This window comes from Arthrobacter sp. PAMC25564, from assembly GCF_004798705.1.
Taxonomy (GTDB): domain Bacteria; phylum Actinomycetota; class Actinomycetes; order Actinomycetales; family Micrococcaceae; genus Arthrobacter.
Map to the genome: position 1 here is coordinate 791,372 of NZ_CP039290.1, position 15,500 is coordinate 806,871.

Annotated in this window: 11 protein-coding genes; 6 read left to right on the forward strand and 5 right to left on the reverse strand. The window is 67.4% G+C overall.

The window, feature by feature from the left end:
• Window positions 1-25: 25 nt before the first annotated feature.
• Both E5206_RS03615 and E5206_RS03620 read left to right on the forward strand, forming a co-directional pair.
• The gene (locus E5206_RS03615; protein WP_136321294.1) at window positions 26-631 is read left to right on the forward strand and encodes an acyltransferase; all 606 of its coding nucleotides are present in this window, start codon (window positions 26-28) and stop codon (window positions 629-631) included.
• Window positions 632-640: 9 nt separating this feature from the next.
• Window positions 641-3,238, forward strand: a complete 2,598-nt coding sequence (locus E5206_RS03620) for a WecB/TagA/CpsF family glycosyltransferase (protein ID WP_136321295.1) — start codon at window positions 641-643, stop codon at window positions 3,236-3,238.
• Here E5206_RS03620 and E5206_RS03625 read toward each other — a convergent pair.
• Entirely contained in the window at window positions 3,235-4,089 is an 855-nt protein-coding gene (locus E5206_RS03625; RefSeq protein WP_136321296.1) for an amino acid-binding protein, read from the reverse strand. The genes E5206_RS03620 and E5206_RS03625 overlap by 4 nt on opposite strands.
• 149 nt (window positions 4,090-4,238) lie before the next feature.
• On the opposite strand from E5206_RS03625, the gene E5206_RS03630 reads away from it, so the two are divergent.
• On the forward strand, window positions 4,239-5,303 hold the full coding sequence (locus tag E5206_RS03630) for an FUSC family protein (RefSeq protein WP_136321297.1): 1,065 nt from the start codon (window positions 4,239-4,241) through the stop codon (window positions 5,301-5,303).
• A gap of 10 nt (window positions 5,304-5,313) precedes the next feature.
• Here the strand turns inward: E5206_RS03630 and E5206_RS03635 are convergent, their stop codons facing one another.
• Window positions 5,314-6,654, reverse strand: a complete 1,341-nt coding sequence (locus E5206_RS03635; RefSeq protein WP_136321298.1) for an aromatic acid/H+ symport family MFS transporter — start codon at window positions 6,652-6,654, stop codon at window positions 5,314-5,316.
• Between the two features lie 203 nt (window positions 6,655-6,857).
• Between E5206_RS03635 and E5206_RS03640 the strand changes: the two genes are divergently transcribed.
• The 3 genes from E5206_RS03640 (at window position 6,858) to E5206_RS03650 (ending at window position 9,496) form a co-directional block, all read left to right on the forward strand.
• Window positions 6,858-7,628, forward strand: coding sequence for a helix-turn-helix domain-containing protein (locus E5206_RS03640; protein ID WP_136321299.1), 771 nt, complete (start codon window positions 6,858-6,860; stop codon window positions 7,626-7,628).
• 173 nt (window positions 7,629-7,801) lie between these two features.
• Window positions 7,802-8,992 carry a 4-hydroxybenzoate 3-monooxygenase gene (locus tag E5206_RS03645; protein WP_136321300.1) on the forward strand — a complete coding sequence of 397 codons (1,191 nt, stop codon included), beginning with the start codon at window positions 7,802-7,804 and terminating at the stop codon, window positions 8,990-8,992.
• Window positions 8,993-9,103: 111 nt separating this feature from the next.
• Window positions 9,104-9,496 (forward strand): nuclear transport factor 2 family protein, encoded by a 393-nt coding sequence (locus E5206_RS03650; RefSeq protein WP_136321301.1) that lies wholly within the window; start codon window positions 9,104-9,106, stop codon window positions 9,494-9,496.
• Window positions 9,497-9,503: 7 nt separating this feature from the next.
• On the opposite strand, the gene E5206_RS03655 is transcribed toward E5206_RS03650, so the two are convergent.
• From E5206_RS03655 to E5206_RS03665, 3 genes are all read right to left on the reverse strand, one after another.
• Window positions 9,504-9,938 carry a hotdog domain-containing protein gene (locus tag E5206_RS03655; RefSeq protein ID WP_136321302.1) on the reverse strand — a complete coding sequence of 145 codons (435 nt, stop codon included), beginning with the start codon at window positions 9,936-9,938 and terminating at the stop codon, window positions 9,504-9,506.
• 73 nt (window positions 9,939-10,011) lie between these two features.
• Window positions 10,012-10,515 (reverse strand): GNAT family N-acetyltransferase, encoded by a 504-nt coding sequence (locus tag E5206_RS03660; RefSeq protein WP_136321303.1) that lies wholly within the window; start codon window positions 10,513-10,515, stop codon window positions 10,012-10,014.
• Between the two features lie 97 nt (window positions 10,516-10,612).
• Window positions 10,613-15,454, reverse strand: a complete 4,842-nt coding sequence (locus tag E5206_RS03665) for an NAD-glutamate dehydrogenase (RefSeq protein ID WP_136321304.1) — start codon at window positions 15,452-15,454, stop codon at window positions 10,613-10,615.
• Between the last annotated feature and the right edge of the window lie 46 nt (window positions 15,455-15,500).

The window sequence follows — 15,500 nt, forward strand, 5'->3', positions numbered from 1 at the left end:
AGGAACCGTTTACGGCAGGAGCGACATGAGTGACACGAAGAACATTGCCAACACAGCAGACGTGGCAGAGACCGCGAGCATCGGGGCGCACACCCGGATCTGGCATCTTGCCCAGGTCCGCGAGGACGCCGCCGTGGGCAAGAACTGCAACATCGGCCGGGGCGCGTATATCGGCCCGGGGGCCACCGTCGGCGATAACTGCAAGCTGCAAAATTATGCCTTGGTTTATGAACCGGCACGCCTTGCCGACGGCGTCTTCGTCGGCCCCGCGGCCGTTCTGACCAACGACCTGTATCCGCGGGCCATCACCCCGGAGGGAAGCCTCAAAGGATCGGACGACTGGGAGGCCGTCGGGGTCACCGTGGGCAAGGGTGCCTCCATCGGAGCCCGCGCTGTCTGCATCGCACCGGTCGTCATCGGCGAATGGGCGACTGTGGCCGCCGGAGCCGTCGTCACGAAGGACGTTCCGGCCTACGCCGTCGTTGTCGGGGTCCCGGCACGGCAGGCCGGCTGGGTGGGAGAGGCCGGGCATCCGCTGAAGCAGGACGACGGCGGTACCTGGCTGTGCCCCGCCACCGGGCGGCGCTATGTCGAAGCTGACGGGCAGTTGTTGCCCGCGGAAATATCCTGAGGGGGCGGCATGGAAGAGCTGGGCAGCAGCAGGGTGATCCTGGGCGGCACGCCGGTGGATCTCATGGACCCTGAACCGGCGTTGGAGCTGATCCTCGCGCGTGCAGCCCGTGGTGGTATTCCGCCGCTGGCTGTCGCCTCGGTGAATCTTGACCATCTCAACCATTTCGGCACCGGCGGCCGCTGGGCCGGCACCCTGCACGCGGATCCTGCCAGCGCCGTGGAGTGGCTGTACCTGCTGGACGGAGCGCCACTGGTGGCGCAGTCACAACGGCTCACCGGGCGCCGCTGGCCGCGGCTGGCCGGGAGCGATCTGGCGTCCCCCCTGTTGGCCCGGGCTGAGGAACTCGGCCTGAGGGTGGGATTCCTCGGCGGTTCGGAGGACAACCAGCGGCTGCTGGCGGACAAGATTGCGGCGGAACATCCGCGGCTCCACGTGGCCGGGATGTGGTCTCCGGACCGGAAGGAACTGGCCTCCATCCCGGACTCGGAACGGATCGCCCGGGACATAGCCGGCTCCGGAGCGCAGATCCTGTATGTGGGACTCGGCAAACCCCGCCAGGAGCTCTGGATCGACCAGTACGGAAGCCTCACCGGTGCTGCCGTGCTGCTGGCCTTCGGCGCGGCCGTGGACTTCCTTGCCGGCCGCGTCCGGCGCGCACCCCGGTGGGTGAGCGAGCACGGCCTGGAATGGAGCTACCGGCTGGCCCTGGAGCCACGGCGGCTGGCCGGCCGCTACCTGATCGGTGGACCGCCGGCATATCTGAAGCTGCGGACCGACTCGTGCACCGTGCCCCCGGCCCTAACGGCTTCGGTGCCGCACGCTGCACCCGCCCCCCGGACCCCGGCCCGCTTTACCGGGCCGGACGGCTTGGCGGACGCTGCCGTCGTCGTCGTCACCTACAACAGTTCACGGGACATCGGTGCACTGCTCGAAAGCCTGCGGGAGGAAACAGCGGATCTGACCCTGCGGGTGCTCGTGGCGGACAATTCCTCCAGGGACGGAACCCTGGGGCTGGTGCGCCGCGGACACCCCGACGTCATCGCGTTCTCCACCGGGGGCAATCTTGGCTATTCGGCGGGAATCAATGCTGCCCTGCGGAGAGCCGGTGATTCCGCCACGGTGGTGGTGCTCAACCCGGACCTCAGGGTCCAACGGGGCAGCCTGAAGACCATGCTGCAGCGGCTGCGTGCTTCCCGGGCGGGGGCCGTCGTCCCGCGGTTGATCGACCCGGACGGCGGCACCAGTCCGACGCTGCACCGGGAACCGAGCCTCACGCGCGCCGTCGGTGACGCGTTTCTGGGCCGCCGGGCGGGCAGCCGGCCCGGCTGGCTCGCCACCACCGATTTCAACCCGGAAGGCTACGACCACCCGCACCCGGTCCAGTGGGCGACCGGCGCCGCGCTGATGGTCCGGCGCTCCCTGGCCGACTCAGTGCCGTGGGACGAGTCGTACTTCCTTTACTCGGAAGAGACAGATTTCTTCCGCCGCCTGCGGATGCTGGACGAAACGGTCTGGTACGAGCCTGCGGCCACCATGACCCATAAGGGCGGCGGATCCGGCGCGTCAACGGAACTGAACGCACTGATGGCCATTAATCGGACCCGCTACATCCGCAAGTACCACTCGGCAGCGTACGCGGCCGTGTTCCACACCGTCCAGATCCTGTCCGAAGTGCTGCGGTGCTGGAAGCCGGACCGTCAGGGTGTGCTGTGGACCATGCTCTCCGAAGATCGCTGGGCTGACCTTCCCGGCCCCACCAGGGACGCTGACGCTTCGGAATTCCCTGCGGGCTCGGTGATCATCCCGGCGCACAATGAGTCAGGGGTGATTGCCAGGACGTTGGCTCCTTTGGCCCAGTTGGCGGCTGCCGGCAGGCTGGAAGTGTTCGTGGTCTGCAACGGTTGCACCGATGACACCGCCGAGATCGCCCGCCGCTTCGAAGGCGTGACGGTCCTGGAATCGCCGCGGCCCTCCAAGACCGCGGCCCTGAACGCGGGCGACGCTGCCGCCACCCGGTGGCCGAGGCTCTACCTCGACGCGGATGCACAGATAAGCCCCGGCACGGTGCGGGACGTCCTGAACGCACTGTCGGAGGGCACGCTCCTGGCGGCACGTCCGGCGGCGCGGGTGGACCTCCAGGACGCCCATCCGTTAATCCACGCCTACTACGGCACGCGCCTGCGGTTGCCGTCTGCGCGCAGCGGGCTCTGGGCGGGCGGCGTGTATGGCGTGTCCGAGCGGGGCCACCAGCGGTTCGGGGAGTTCCCGGACGTGATTGCCGATGACCTGTTCGTGGACCGCCTGTTTGCGGCTTCGGAAAAGGCGGTCCTGGATGTCGAGCCCGTCGTGATCCGGCCTCCCCGGACACCCCGTGACCAGCTGGCGGTGCTGCATCGGGTCTACCGCGGCAACGCCGAGCAGAACGGCCGTGAGGGCCAGCACAGTACCGCCCGGCACACCTTGGCGGAGGTGGTCAGATCCATCCGGGGACCGCTCTCGGCAGCCAATGCCGCCGTCTATTTGGGATTTGCGGTTGCCGGCCGCCGGGGTGCGGCGCGGCCGGGCGGCTGGGAACGTGACAACAGCAGCCGCGGGGATTCCTAGGCCGGAGGGACGGGACGGTATGCCAGGATCTCGGCGAGTTCCGCCAGCCGGTGGGCGCGGGCGGATTCTGCCGGGGTGAACGGTTCGCCGGGCCGGACAAACGTGATGGGGCCCTGCCAGGCCGTCGGGATCCGCAGCATGGTGCCGTCGACGGCGGGAGGCTGCTGCCGGGTGTCCGGAGCCTCCGGGGGGACGATCCCGGCGTGCAGCAGTTCCGCCACGGCCAGCGGCAGCTCATGGGGATCGGCGGCAATCCGGGCGGCCAGGCTCAGCGCCCCGGTCTGCCCGTCCGCCATGGCCAGAGCGGTGGTGGGCCAGACATGGGGATCCCCGCCGCCGCCGTCCCGCAGGGCACGGAGCAGTTCCCCGTCGCGGAGCCCGCCGGGGGCGGAGAGCACAAACTCGTCCAGCACCCCGCCGGCCACCGGGTGGACGTGGATGCTCAGGATGTTGGTGTCCAGCCGGGCCAGCGATTGGGTAATCTTCAGCAGCGAACCCGGCCTGTCCTTCAGCACCGTCCGGGCCCGCCACAGGGCCGGCGCGGCCACCAGCCGGCTGCGGTGGCGCAGGGCCGGAGCGTGCAGCCAGCGCCGCAGCATCCGCGCCGCTGACGGCTCCGCCACCCAGATGACCAGGATTGTGGCGGTCAGCGTGAGGACCAGCACCTTGGCGACATACGGCAGCTGTGTTTCCACGACGGCGGCATGCAGCAGCAGCTCGATCGGCAGCATCACGGCGATGTTGGCGAGGGTCAGCCGTGCCTTGGTCGGTTCGGGCATCTGGCCGCAGACTTCACAGCTCAACTCGGACGGCGCCGGGAACGGCGTTCTGCCATGGGCTTTGGGATTCATGCTCCCATGATGGCGGCCCGCTGTTTCAGGCGGATTGCCGCCCGGTGACAGTTTCGGACCGGCAGCACTGGCCTTTCCGGCGTAGAATCCAGCGTGGATGCCACTGCCGCCGTCGTAAATCCTGATCGCAACGAAAGGCGCCCCCAGCCGTGAAGATGCCCTCCGAAATGTTCACGATGGCACCCAGCAGGAACGACCATCAGGTGGCGCTCCGGTGCGCTGTCGGCGTCTTTGTCCCCCTCATCACCCTGCTGCTGCTGGACCGGCTGGATCTGGCCGTCTTTGCCTCCTTCGGGGCCTTCACCGGGATCTACGGCCGGAACGAGCCGCACGCCAAGCGGTTCGTCATCCAGCTGCGGGGCGGCCTGCTGATGGTGCTCGTGATGCTCCTGGCCACCCTGACGGCCCGCACCGGCGAGGCCTTCGCGCTCACCGCCTCGAACACCACCTGGATCCAGGTCCTGGCCACCACCGTGGTGGCAGGGGGATGCTCCCTGATCATCGCCTGGTGGCGTCTCCGCCCGGCAGGCTCGCTCTTCCACATCTTCGCCTTCGCGGCGATCGCGTCGATCCCTGACCAGCCGCCGCTGTGGCAGGGGATGCTGGTGGCGGTGCTCACCGTCGCCTTGTCTCTGCTGATCGGAATCTCCTCCCGCGTGGTCCGGAGCCACCGGACGCCATGGGTGAGGCCGCAACCCCCGCGGCTGACTCCGGGCGAAAAGCGGGCAGCCCGGCTCGAAGCGGTCGGCTATCTCATCGCGGCCGGCCTGGCCGGAACCCTGGGGACCCTGGCTGGCGAATGGCTGGGATTCGGCCACAATTACTGGGCCATGGTGGCGGCGGTGGTCCCCCTGGTCGGGCATACCACCCGCCACCGCGTCAGCCGGGGTGTGCAACGCATCGTGGGCACGGCCCTGGGGCTCGTGCTGCTGGCCGGGATCCTGTTGCTCCGGCCCGCGCCCTGGCAGACCGTGCTGGTGATTGCCGCCTGCCAGTTCGGGGCCGAAATGTTCATTGCACGCCAATACGTCCTGGCCCAGATTTTCGTCACGCCCCTGGCCCTGATCTCGACGCTGCTGGTCGCGCCCTCCTCGCCCGTAATCCTGCTGCGGGACCGGATCGTGGAGACCGCCATCGGTGCCGCCGTCGGCATCGCCGTCGTCCTGGCCCCGACGCTCTGGCGGCGCCTGCGTGGCCGGCAGCCGCCGGGCTGACCGCTACCTGCTAGCGCCCGACGGCGGCCGGCGGTCCGGGCGCTGCGGCGACGGTTTGCGGCACGAAAGCCAGCGCCGCGACAGCCAGCACGGCTGCGGCGGCGAAAACGTAGAAGCCCCACGGATACGCAATGCCTGCGGCCACGAGGGTGCCGGTCACGGCCGGGCCCAGGATGGCGCCGAAGCGGCCCACCCCGGCGGCGAAGCCCAGGGCGGTGCCGCGCAGGCTGGCCGGGAAGAGCTGGCTGACCCAGGCGTACACCAGGACCTGGGAGCTGAAGACGAACACGCCCGTCACGAACACCGCCACATTGAGCAGAGGTTCGTTCTGGAGCTTGACGCTCAGCACCGCCAGGAACACCGCGGAGAGGCCGAACCAGAGGAGCACGATCTTCTTCGTACCGTGCCGGTCCGCCAGGACACCGGCGACCAGGAGGCCCGCCACGGCACCGACGTTGAGCACCAGCAGCAGCGAAAGTCCCGCGCTGAGGGAATATCCGGCGGATGACATGAGCTGCGGCAGCCACGTGTTCAGCCCGTAGACCAGGAGCAGCCCCATGAAGGACGCCACGGCCACGCCGGCGGCCACCAGCGGGTAGGGCTTCCGGCCGAGGTGCCGGAAACCGGCCCGCTCCGGCTGGGCTGCCCCGGACCAGGACGGCACCGGCGCCGACGGCACCGGCTGGGACGCCGGTGCAGGCATCGGAGTCACCGCGGGGCCGGCCACAGCGCCGGGCTGCGCCGCCTGGCTGACAGCAGCCTCGGGGACGCGGTACGCCGCCGGCAGTGTTTCCGGAAGCCTGAACCAGAGGAATGGAACCAGGGCGAGGCCGGCCACGCCGCCCACCACGAACATGGTCCGCCAGCTCGGGATGACCATAAGGGCAAGGAAAGCCGTGGCCACGGCACCGGCGTGGTAACCGGTCATGGTCCGCGTCGTGGACTTCCCGGCAGAGCCGGCCGGGGCATAGTCATTCATGTAGGCCAGCGCGGCCGGAAGGCACGCCCCCAGGCCAAGCCCGGCGAGCAGCCGGAAAACGCTGAAGAGCGCCACGTTCGGGGCGAAGACGACGGCAATGGTGAAGATGGAGAACCAGGTCACGCAGGCCACCAGCAGCTTACGCCGGCCAAAGCGGTCCGCCAGTGGGGCGATGAACAACGCACCCAGCCCTACGCCCACCAGCGAGATGGTGGCCGCAAATGTGGCCCCCACGGCGTCGAACCCGAGTTCGTGGGATTTGATCAGGGTCGGGATGACGGTGCCAAGAACCACGAGGTCAAAGCCGTCCAGGACCATGGCCAGCCAGCACAGCCAGACGGGCCAGCGCGATTTCTTCTTCAGCGAGGACATGGACGTGGCTACCTCAGCGATTCTGTGCGTGGATTTCCAACCGAACACGGCACCGGCCGCGTTCCTTTCCGCATTGTTCCCACGTGAGAGTTCTACCACTTCGGCGGGGCGCGGGAAAGGCTCCCGCCCAAGGCCCCCGCCGTTCCCTCCCGCCGGAATGTGTAGAGTGGAAAGCCAGCTACCATTCAACGGAAGGGGCTCCGATGGCGAACTCCGGGTCCGGGGATTCCGTGGTGGACCGCGTCGTGCGGGTGATCGAAGCCTTTCCCGCGGGCGTCACGGAACTGCAGCTCTCCGAGCTGGCCGCACGGGCCGCCCTGCCCCTGGCCACGGCCCACCGGCTGGTCCGGCAGCTCGCCGGGCACGGGCTGCTGGAGCTCGGAAGCGGCGGCTCGGTGAGGCTGGGGCTGCGGCTCTGGGAACTGGTCAACCGCAACTCGCCCACGCTGGCGCTGCGTCAGGCGGCCATGCCCTTCATGGAGGACATCCAGCAGGTGCTGAACCAGAATGTGAACCTGGCCGTGCTGGACGGCTGGGAGGCGCTCTTCGTGGAACGCCTCTCACGCCGCGGATCCGTCGCGAACCGCGCACAGATCGCGGGCCGGATGCCGGTCCACGTTTCCTCGGCCGGCCTTGCCCTGATGGCCAACCAGCCACCGGCCGTGCAGGCCGAATACCTGCGGCGGTTCAAGGATCCCGCCGGCAAGCTGCGGGCGCAGGATGTCCGCACCCTCCTGCACGAGACCGCGGCCCACGGCTACGCCCAGCTGGCCGGGGTGGTGGACCCGGACACCTGGGGCATCGCCGTGCCCGTGCGGGACGCGAGGAACCGCACGGTGGCCGCGCTCGGCGTCGTGGTTCCGCTGCATGAAATGCGGCTGCAGGCCCTGGTTCCGGCGCTGCAGACGGCGGCACGCGGCATCGGGCGGCAGTTGCATGACTCCCCGGGGGCCGTGTCCCCCCGGTCCGTCTAATTCCATGCGCTGGTTCCATTCAATGAAATTGATGTAACGCTCATCACGTGTCCGGGCGCACACTGTAGCCAGGGAATCCAACCGGCCCGACGCGCTGAATGCACCGCCTGCAAGGTACGCCAAGTACCGCAGGGAGCCCAGCAGCAACGGCCCCGCAACGAAGCGAGGAACACATGGCAAACCGTAAAGTCATCACCACCCAAGTCGCCATCATGGGTGCCGGCCCGGCGGGGCTTATGCTTTCGCACCTGCTGGCCAAGGCAGGGATCGAATCCACCGTCATCGAGATCCGCAGCCACCAGGAAATTTCGGAGACCGTCCGCGCCGGCATCCTGGAACACGGTTCGGTGAACCTCCTCGTGGACAGCGGCGCTTCCGACCGGGTGCTCCGGGACGGCGACCGGCACGACGGCATCGAACTGCGCTTCAACGGCGAAAGCCACCGCATCGATTTCCAGGACCTGGTCGGGGAATCCGTCTGGCTCTACCCCCAGACCGACGTGTTCCTCGACCTTGCTGCCCGGCGCCAGGCCGACGGCGGGGACGTGCGCTACAGCGTCACGGATACCACCATCCACGACCTCGAAGGCAAGCCGAAGGTCTGGTTCACGGACGCAGACGGCGTGGAATACGAACTCCAGGCCGACTTCATCGCCGGCGCCGACGGCTCCCGCAGCCACAGCCGGTTCCAGATTCCGGAGGCGCAGCGCAAGTGGTACTTCCACGAATACCCCTTCGCCTGGTTCGGTATCCTCGCCGAGACGCCGCGCAGCTCCGACGAACTGATCTATGCCAACTCCGAAAACGGCTTCGCCCTCATCAGCCAGCGGACCGAAACGGTCCAGCGCCTCTACTTCCAGTGTGACCCGAACGAGGACGTCAACGACTGGAGCGATGACCGGATCTGGGACGCCTTCCGCAGCCGAGTCAACGGCAACGGCTTCGAGCTGAAGGAGGGGCCGGTCATCGACAAGACGGTCCTGAAGTTCCGCAGCTTCGTGCACGCCCCGATGCGGCACGGGAACCTGTTCCTTGCCGGGGATGCCGCGCACACCGTTCCACCGACCGGCGCCAAGGGGCTGAACCTGGCGCTCCACGACGTCAAGGTGCTCTTCGAGGGCTTCGACAGCTTCTACAAGTCCGGTTCCACCGCGCTGCTCGATGGCTACAGCGGCCGCGCCCTGGACCGCGTCTGGAAAGCCCAGCAGTTCTCCTACTGGATGACTTCCATGCTGCACACCCCGGTCGGCGGCGACGACTTCGCCCGTGCCCGCCAGCTCGGGGAGCTCAACTCCGTGGTGTCCTCCCGTCACGGCCGCGCCTACCTGGCCGAGGCGTACACCGGCTGGCCGGCCTCCAGCTAGCGGCCGTCCCGGGTGCCTGCCGATGATTTTCCCATCGACAGGCACCCGGGCCAGGACTAGCCTTAAGCCGTCCCGGAATGACCCGACAAGGATGACGGAGAGGTGTCCGAAATGGGAGCCGCAGAAAATGCTGAACTGGTCCGGCGGGGGTACGAGGCCTTCAACGCAGGGGACATACCGACCCTCAGCGAGATATTCGCCGAGGACGCTGTTTGGCACGTTGCCGGAAGCGGCGTGCTGTCGGGGAAGAAACAGGGTCGCGACGCCGTCCTGGCGTATTTCGGTGAACTGGGAGCGCGCACCCAGGGTCACTTCCAAGCCGACGTCCAGGACATCATCGGCGGGGAAAACCACACGGTGGGGATCCAGCAGACCCGGGGCGAAAGCAATGGCAAAACCCTTGACCTGGCCACCGTCATCACGTTCGTGATCCGCGACGGAAAGGTCGCCGAGGGCCGGGAGTTCTTCGAGGACACGGCCAAGGCAGACGAGTTCTGGACCTGACCCGGGACTAGTCCTGGTTAAGCGTCTCCGTCAGATGGTGGGTTGGAACCCTGTCCCGGTCATAGGTGATCTCGGTGTAGCCGTGCGGCTCGGGCTTGCCGGCCGGATCCAGGTTCACGAAGACGATTTCCTCGATCGTGAGGATGCTCTGGCGGGTGATCATGTTCCGGACCTCGGCGCGCATGGTCAGGGAGGTCCGGCCGAATCGGGTGGCGGTCAGGCCCATCTCGATCAGGTCGCCCTGGACGGCGGAACTGACGAAGTTGATTTCCGAAATGTACTTGGTGACGGCCCGGCCGTTGCCCAGCTGCAGGATGGCGTAGATCGCAGCTTCCTCGTCGATCCATTTGAGCAGGCTTCCGCCGAACAGCGTGCCGTTGGCATTAAGGTCTTCGGGCCGCACCCATTTGCGGGTGCGGAAGGTAATATCGGCCGTTTCCATAGTGCGAGGTTAGCCGACGGCGGCGCGGCCTTCCCTCTGTGACGGCCTCACGCTGTGGCCTGGCACTGTGGCCTCACGCCATGGCGGTGTGGGCGGCGCTGTGCGAATCGATGGCCTTGGCATAGCAGTACGAGTGCTCCACCCCCACATAGGGCCCGAAATTCGGCACGGCTCCGAAGCCTGAACTCTCGTAGAAATGCCGGCCATCGGGCTGGGCGGAGCCCGCCTCTGCGGTGATGGAGGTGATGCCGATGGCGTGGGCGTGGGCTTCCAGCGCGGCCAGGATCGAGGTCGCCACGCCGGATCCGCGGGTGTACGGCAGGACGTAGAGCCGCTTGATCTCGGCGGTGTGCCCGTCCAGGATCCGCAGTCCGCCGCAGCCGACGGGCTGTCCGGAGGCCTTGTCGTGCGCGACAAGGAAGATGGCCGTGTCGGCTTCCGACGGCGGCGGCCCGGGTTCGTGGTCGCTGCTGCCGAAGCGGGCGTCCAGTTCCGCCTGCTGGGCTGCGCGCAGGGCCGCCCCCACCGGGTTGGTCCACGTGACCTGCCTGATGTTGAGCCGGGGGTTGGTCTGCATCACTGCCTCGATTCGCCGAAGGGTTATGCAGTTCAAGGTTAGGCAATGGCGGTTTCGGCGGTGTTTCCTGCGGGTAAGGGTTCGGAGAACTGTATCTTCACCTTCGCACGAGTGTCCGGAGCAGCTTGAGTGCCACCGAGATGGAGGCGATATCCACCTGTCCCGGTTTGGTCACCTCCGCGAAGGTGTCCTTGATGCGTCCCAGCTGCTCCTGGTGACCGCGTTCCCACGCCACAATGCGTTCCACGGTATCGGCGCCGGAGGCGTCGCGGCCATGGGTGGACTGCATGACGGAAATCGTCATGTCCGCCACGGCGGAGTAGACGTCGTCACGCAGGGCTGCACGGGCCAGGGCTTCCCACCGGCTCTGCCGGGGCAGGTCGGTGATGCGCAGCAACAGGCTCGCCGCACCGATCCGCTGGAAGACCGCGAAGTACAGATCGGCGATCGTGGTGAGGGATTCGTCCACCTGTTCCGACACCACGGAGATGTCCAGGAGCCCAAAACTCTCCAGTAGATCGCAGGCGCGCCTTCCCAACTCCCGCGGCATCCCCGCCTTGTCCCAATGTGACAGCCGGTCCTGGGCGCGGTCAAGATCGGAACCGCGCAGAAAGTCCAGGGTCCTGGTCCTCAGCAGCTCAAAAGTCGGCGCGATCCGCCCCAAGGCCTCGACGACCGGCTGGTCCCGATGATCACGCGATACATACCACCGGGTTGCGCGGTCGAGGACCCGGCGCATATGCAGGGCCACTTCAGCGGCTTCTTCGTTCGGAGACCCGGGGGGAAGGGCGGCAAGCCGTGCCACTATCCACGGCAGGTCGAAAGCCTCCCGGGCGACCACGAAGGCCCTGGCCACGGCCGCCGCGGTGGCCGTGGTTTCCTCGATGGCGCGGAAGGCGAAGGTGATGCCTCCCAGGTTGATCATGTCATTGGCCACAACGGTGCACACGATCTCGCGGCGCAGGGGATGGGCGTCGAGATCGGCGTCAAAGCGCTCGGACAACCGGCGGGGAAAGTAGCCGCGGAGCGCCCGCTTGAACCATGGGTCATCGGCGAGATCGCTGGCGTTGAGCTCCCTGGCCAGCTCGATCTTTGCATAGGCGGCCAGCACTGACAGTTCCGGTGCGGTCAGTCCCTTGCCTGACCGCAGCCTGTCCTGGAGTTGCTCCGTGCTTGGCAGCGCCTCCAGCCGGCGGTCCAGGTCCGTGGCGTTCTCCAGCCAATCCATGATCCGCTCAAACCCGGGACTCCACTCGAGCACCAAGTGCCGGTCGTTGAACAGGAGGACGTTTTGGTCCACGTTGTTTTCCAGGACAAGGCGGGCAACCTCATCGGTGAGGGAATGCAGGAAGCCGGTGCGTTCCGCGGCCGGCATCTTGCCGGCCGCGATCATCCGGTCAACGAAGATCTTGATGTTGACCTCATGGTCCGAACAGTCCACGCCCGCCGAATTGTCGATCGCATCGGTGTTAAGCAGGACGCCGGAGAGGGCCGCCTCGATCCGTCCGCGCTGGGTGACGCCCAGGTTCCCGCCCTCGGCGACGACCCGGGTCCTCAGCTCGGCGCCGTTGACCCTGATGGCATCGTTGGCCTTGTCGCCCACCTCGGTGTGGCTTTCCGTGGACGCCTTGATATACGTTCCGATGCCACCGTTGTAGAGCAGATCCACGGGGGCCCGGAGGATGGCCTGCAAAAGCCGGTGAGGCGGCAGCGACACCGTCCCCGGCGTCAGGCCGAGGGAGCTCCGGACCTGTTCCGTGATTGCGATGGTCTTGGCCCGGCGGGAGTGGACGCCGCCGCCCTCGCTGATCAGCGAGGGGTCGTAGTCGGCCCAGGACGAACGGGGGAGCCCGAAGAGACGCTTGCGTTCTTCAAAGGATGCCGCGGCATCGGGGGCCGGATCAAGGAAGATGTGCCGATGGTCGAATGCCGCCACCAACCGGATGTGTGGCGAGAGCAGCATCCCGTTCCCGAAAACATCGCCGCTCATGTCGCCGATGCCCGCGACAGTGAAGTCTTCACTCTGCGAATCCATGCCCAGTTCGCTGAAATGGCGCCGCACGGATTCCCACGCCCCGCGGGCCGTTATTCCCATCTGCTTGTGGTCGTAGCCCACTGACCCGCCGGATGCGAAGGCGTCCCCGAGCCAGAAGCCGTACTCCCTGGCAACGGCGTTGGCGGCGTCGGAAAAAGATGCTGTTCCCTTGTCTGCAGCCACCACCAGGTAGGAGTCGTCGCCGTCGTGCCGCACCACGTGCTCCGGCGGCACGACCGACTCGCCGTGCACGGACGGGACCAGGTTGTCCGTGAGGTCCAGCAGCCCGCTGACGAATATCCGGTAGCATGCCAGGCCTTCGGCCAGCCAAGCCTCCCGGTCTGCGGCCGGGTCCGGCAATTGCTTGGGATAGAACCCGCCTTTGGCCCCCGTCGGCACAATGACGGAGTTCTTCACGTTCTGCGCCTTGACCAGGCCCAGGACCTCGGTCCGGAAATCCTCGCTTCGGTCAGACCAGCGCAGCCCGCCGCGGGCCAATGCTCCGAACCGGAGATGGACGCCTTCAACGCGTGGGGAGTAGACCCAGATCTCATACTTCGGCCGTGGAAACGGTGCGTTGGCGATCGCGGCCGGATTCAATTTGAAACTCAGGTGGCCCTTGCCCTGGAAGTAGTTGGTCCGCAGCGTGGCTTCCACGAGGTTCATGAACGTGCGCAGCAGCCGGTCGGCGTCGAGGACGGGGATTTCGTCGATCGCGGCCAGCAGCTCTTTCCGGGCGGCCGCGGTGGCCCGGAACCGGCGGGGGACGTCGAGCCCGGGATCGAACTTCGCCTGGAACAGGGCCAGGAGCGCGTGCGTTGCTCGGACGTTGGCCAGCAGCGTATCCGCGATGAACCCGTACGAGTTGGTTGTCCCCAACTGCTGGAGGTACTTCGCATAGCTGCGCAGGATTGCCGCCTGCCGCCAGCCCACGCCCTCCCGGATGACGAGTGCGTCGATCCGGTCGGATTCGACGTCGCCCCGCATGGCAGCGCCGAACGCATCGGCGAGCAGTCCGCTGGTTTCCTCGGGGTCAACGCCGGCGGGGTACTTCACACCGAGGTCGTAAAGAAACACGTCCTGGCCGGTCCCCCGCCGGAGCTCGAACGGCCGCTGGTCCAGCACCTCGAGCCCGAGGTTGTGCAGGAAAGGCAGGATCTGCGTGAGGCTCCTGGGCGTAGTCAGGTAGAGGCGGATCCGGGCATCCTCGGCCAGGGTGGGCGACGCGCCCCGCCGGATGTACACCGTAAGCAGCGGATCCCCGAAGGGACGACCGCCCGTGCCGTCCAGATCGAACGTTTCGAAATTGACGATGTCCCCGATGGCGGTTTCCGCTTCGTAGTCCGCTCGATAGCTCGGGGGAAACGCGTCCGACCACAGCCCGGAGAGCCGTGCGGCCTCTGCCGCGGGGAAGCGCTCACGGATAACCTCGTCGAGTCCGTCCGACCACGAACGGGTGGCCGAGATCAGGCGCCGCTCCAGCTGGGAGGGATCGACGCCGGCCGTGCCGGATGCCGGGACATCGGACGCTGCACCAGCCATGAGGATCCGGAAGAACACCCGGGCCATGGGGGATTCGGTCAGCCGGGCCTCGAATTCGATGGATTTCGCCTTGAAGGCCAGTCTGAGCTCCTGTTCCATCCGCAGCCGGACGGCCGTGCTGTAGCGGCGGCGCGGAAAGAAGACCAGCGCGGACATGAACAAGCCAAAGCTGTCAGGCCGAAGGAACACGCGTGTCTGCCGGAGTTGCTCGGCGCGGAGGATTTCGCCCGCCAGCCGGGTGAGGTCATCCACCTCGATGTGGAACAGTTCATCGCGCGGGAAGGTCTCCAGAACCGCCAGCAGGTCCTTGCCATGGTGGGACCGGGGCGTAAATCCCAGGTGTTCGGTGACGGCCTGGGCTTTTTCGCGGATCACCGGAATCCGCCGGACGGACTGATGCGCGGCGCCGGGGGTGAACAGCCCCACGAACCGTCGTTCCCCGGTGGCCCGGCCGGTCTCGTTGAACAGCTGCAGGCGCACTTCGTCCAGGTAGGACCGCCTCAGGACGGTAGACCGCAGCCCCGAGGTGGCAAGCGTGAGTGCCTTGAGCCCGCGGATGCTCGGCTGCCCGTGCCCCGGTCCTTCATCGGTGCCGCCCGGGCGGCGCCTCAGCAGGCCCAGCGCGGCACCCGGCCGCTCAGTGAGCAGCTCCTGGCCACCCGCCGTCGTGAGCGTAAATTCGGCATAGCCGAGGAACAGGAAGTTGCCATCCTCCAGCCAGAGGAGCAGCTCACGAAGCTGTTCCCGCGGCGGAACAACGGCGTCGGGGAATCCGTCCACCGAGGCAACGGCCTCGGACAGCTTGCCATGGATGGCGGCGGCGTCCTCGGCGGCCACCCGGACATCATCCAGCACCCTGTGCAGGTTCTCCGTGAGTTCCCTTGCCGCAGTGTCGTCTGCCAGCCTGCCGATCTCCGCGGCAATCCAGGTCTCCGTTCTGCCGGCGTCCCGCCCCGGTCCTCCCACAGCGCCTTGCGTAGAAGGGGCACGCCGGACGTCCAACAACTCGTGGGACACCGGATCACGCACCACCTGGAAGCTCGGATGAACAAGAAGCCGGATCGGGGCGTCGTCCCGTGTGAGCTCCGCCGTGATCGAGTGGACCAGGTACGGGATGTCCTCGGCGACCACTGCAACGATGCTGGCGTCCGGTTCGTTCAGGATCCCGACGGCTGCCTGGCCGGGCGCCAGCGACGACGCCAGCAACACGTGATGCGCCGCCCGTGCCTGAAGCGTCCCGGGGTTGTAGCTTCGCAGGTCCTCCGCGGGCACCTGCGCGTAGTAGTCGGCCAGAAAAGGTCCGCTGGGTTCAAAGGAACCGGCGGTCCTGGCGTGCTCCGGGGGTACCGATTTGCGTGACATGTCACCGCGCCTCCACTGCGGGGGTGCCATCGCAAACTGCGGTAGA

Bases quoted from the DNA above. Each gene is read 5' to 3' on its own strand.
- E5206_RS03650 (WP_136321301.1), top strand. From the start codon at position 9,104: ATGGGAGCCGCAGAAAATGCTGAACTGGTCCGGCGGGGGTACGAGGCC.
- E5206_RS03615 (WP_136321294.1), top strand. From the start codon at position 26: ATGAGTGACACGAAGAACATTGCCAACACAGCAGACGTGGCAGAGACC.
- E5206_RS03635 (WP_136321298.1), bottom strand. From the start codon at position 6,654: ATGTCCTCGCTGAAGAAGAAATCGCGCTGGCCCGTCTGGCTGTGCTGG.
- E5206_RS03645 (WP_136321300.1), top strand. From the start codon at position 7,802: ATGGCAAACCGTAAAGTCATCACCACCCAAGTCGCCATCATGGGTGCC.
- E5206_RS03625 (WP_136321296.1), bottom strand. From the start codon at position 4,089: ATGAATCCCAAAGCCCATGGCAGAACGCCGTTCCCGGCGCCGTCCGAG.
- E5206_RS03620 (WP_136321295.1), top strand. From the start codon at position 641: ATGGAAGAGCTGGGCAGCAGCAGGGTGATCCTGGGCGGCACGCCGGTG.
- E5206_RS03665 (WP_136321304.1), bottom strand. From the start codon at position 15,454: ATGTCACGCAAATCGGTACCCCCGGAGCACGCCAGGACCGCCGGTTCC.
- E5206_RS03660 (WP_136321303.1), bottom strand. From the start codon at position 10,515: ATGCAGACCAACCCCCGGCTCAACATCAGGCAGGTCACGTGGACCAAC.
- E5206_RS03640 (WP_136321299.1), top strand. From the start codon at position 6,858: ATGGCGAACTCCGGGTCCGGGGATTCCGTGGTGGACCGCGTCGTGCGG.
- E5206_RS03655 (WP_136321302.1), bottom strand. From the start codon at position 9,938: ATGGAAACGGCCGATATTACCTTCCGCACCCGCAAATGGGTGCGGCCC.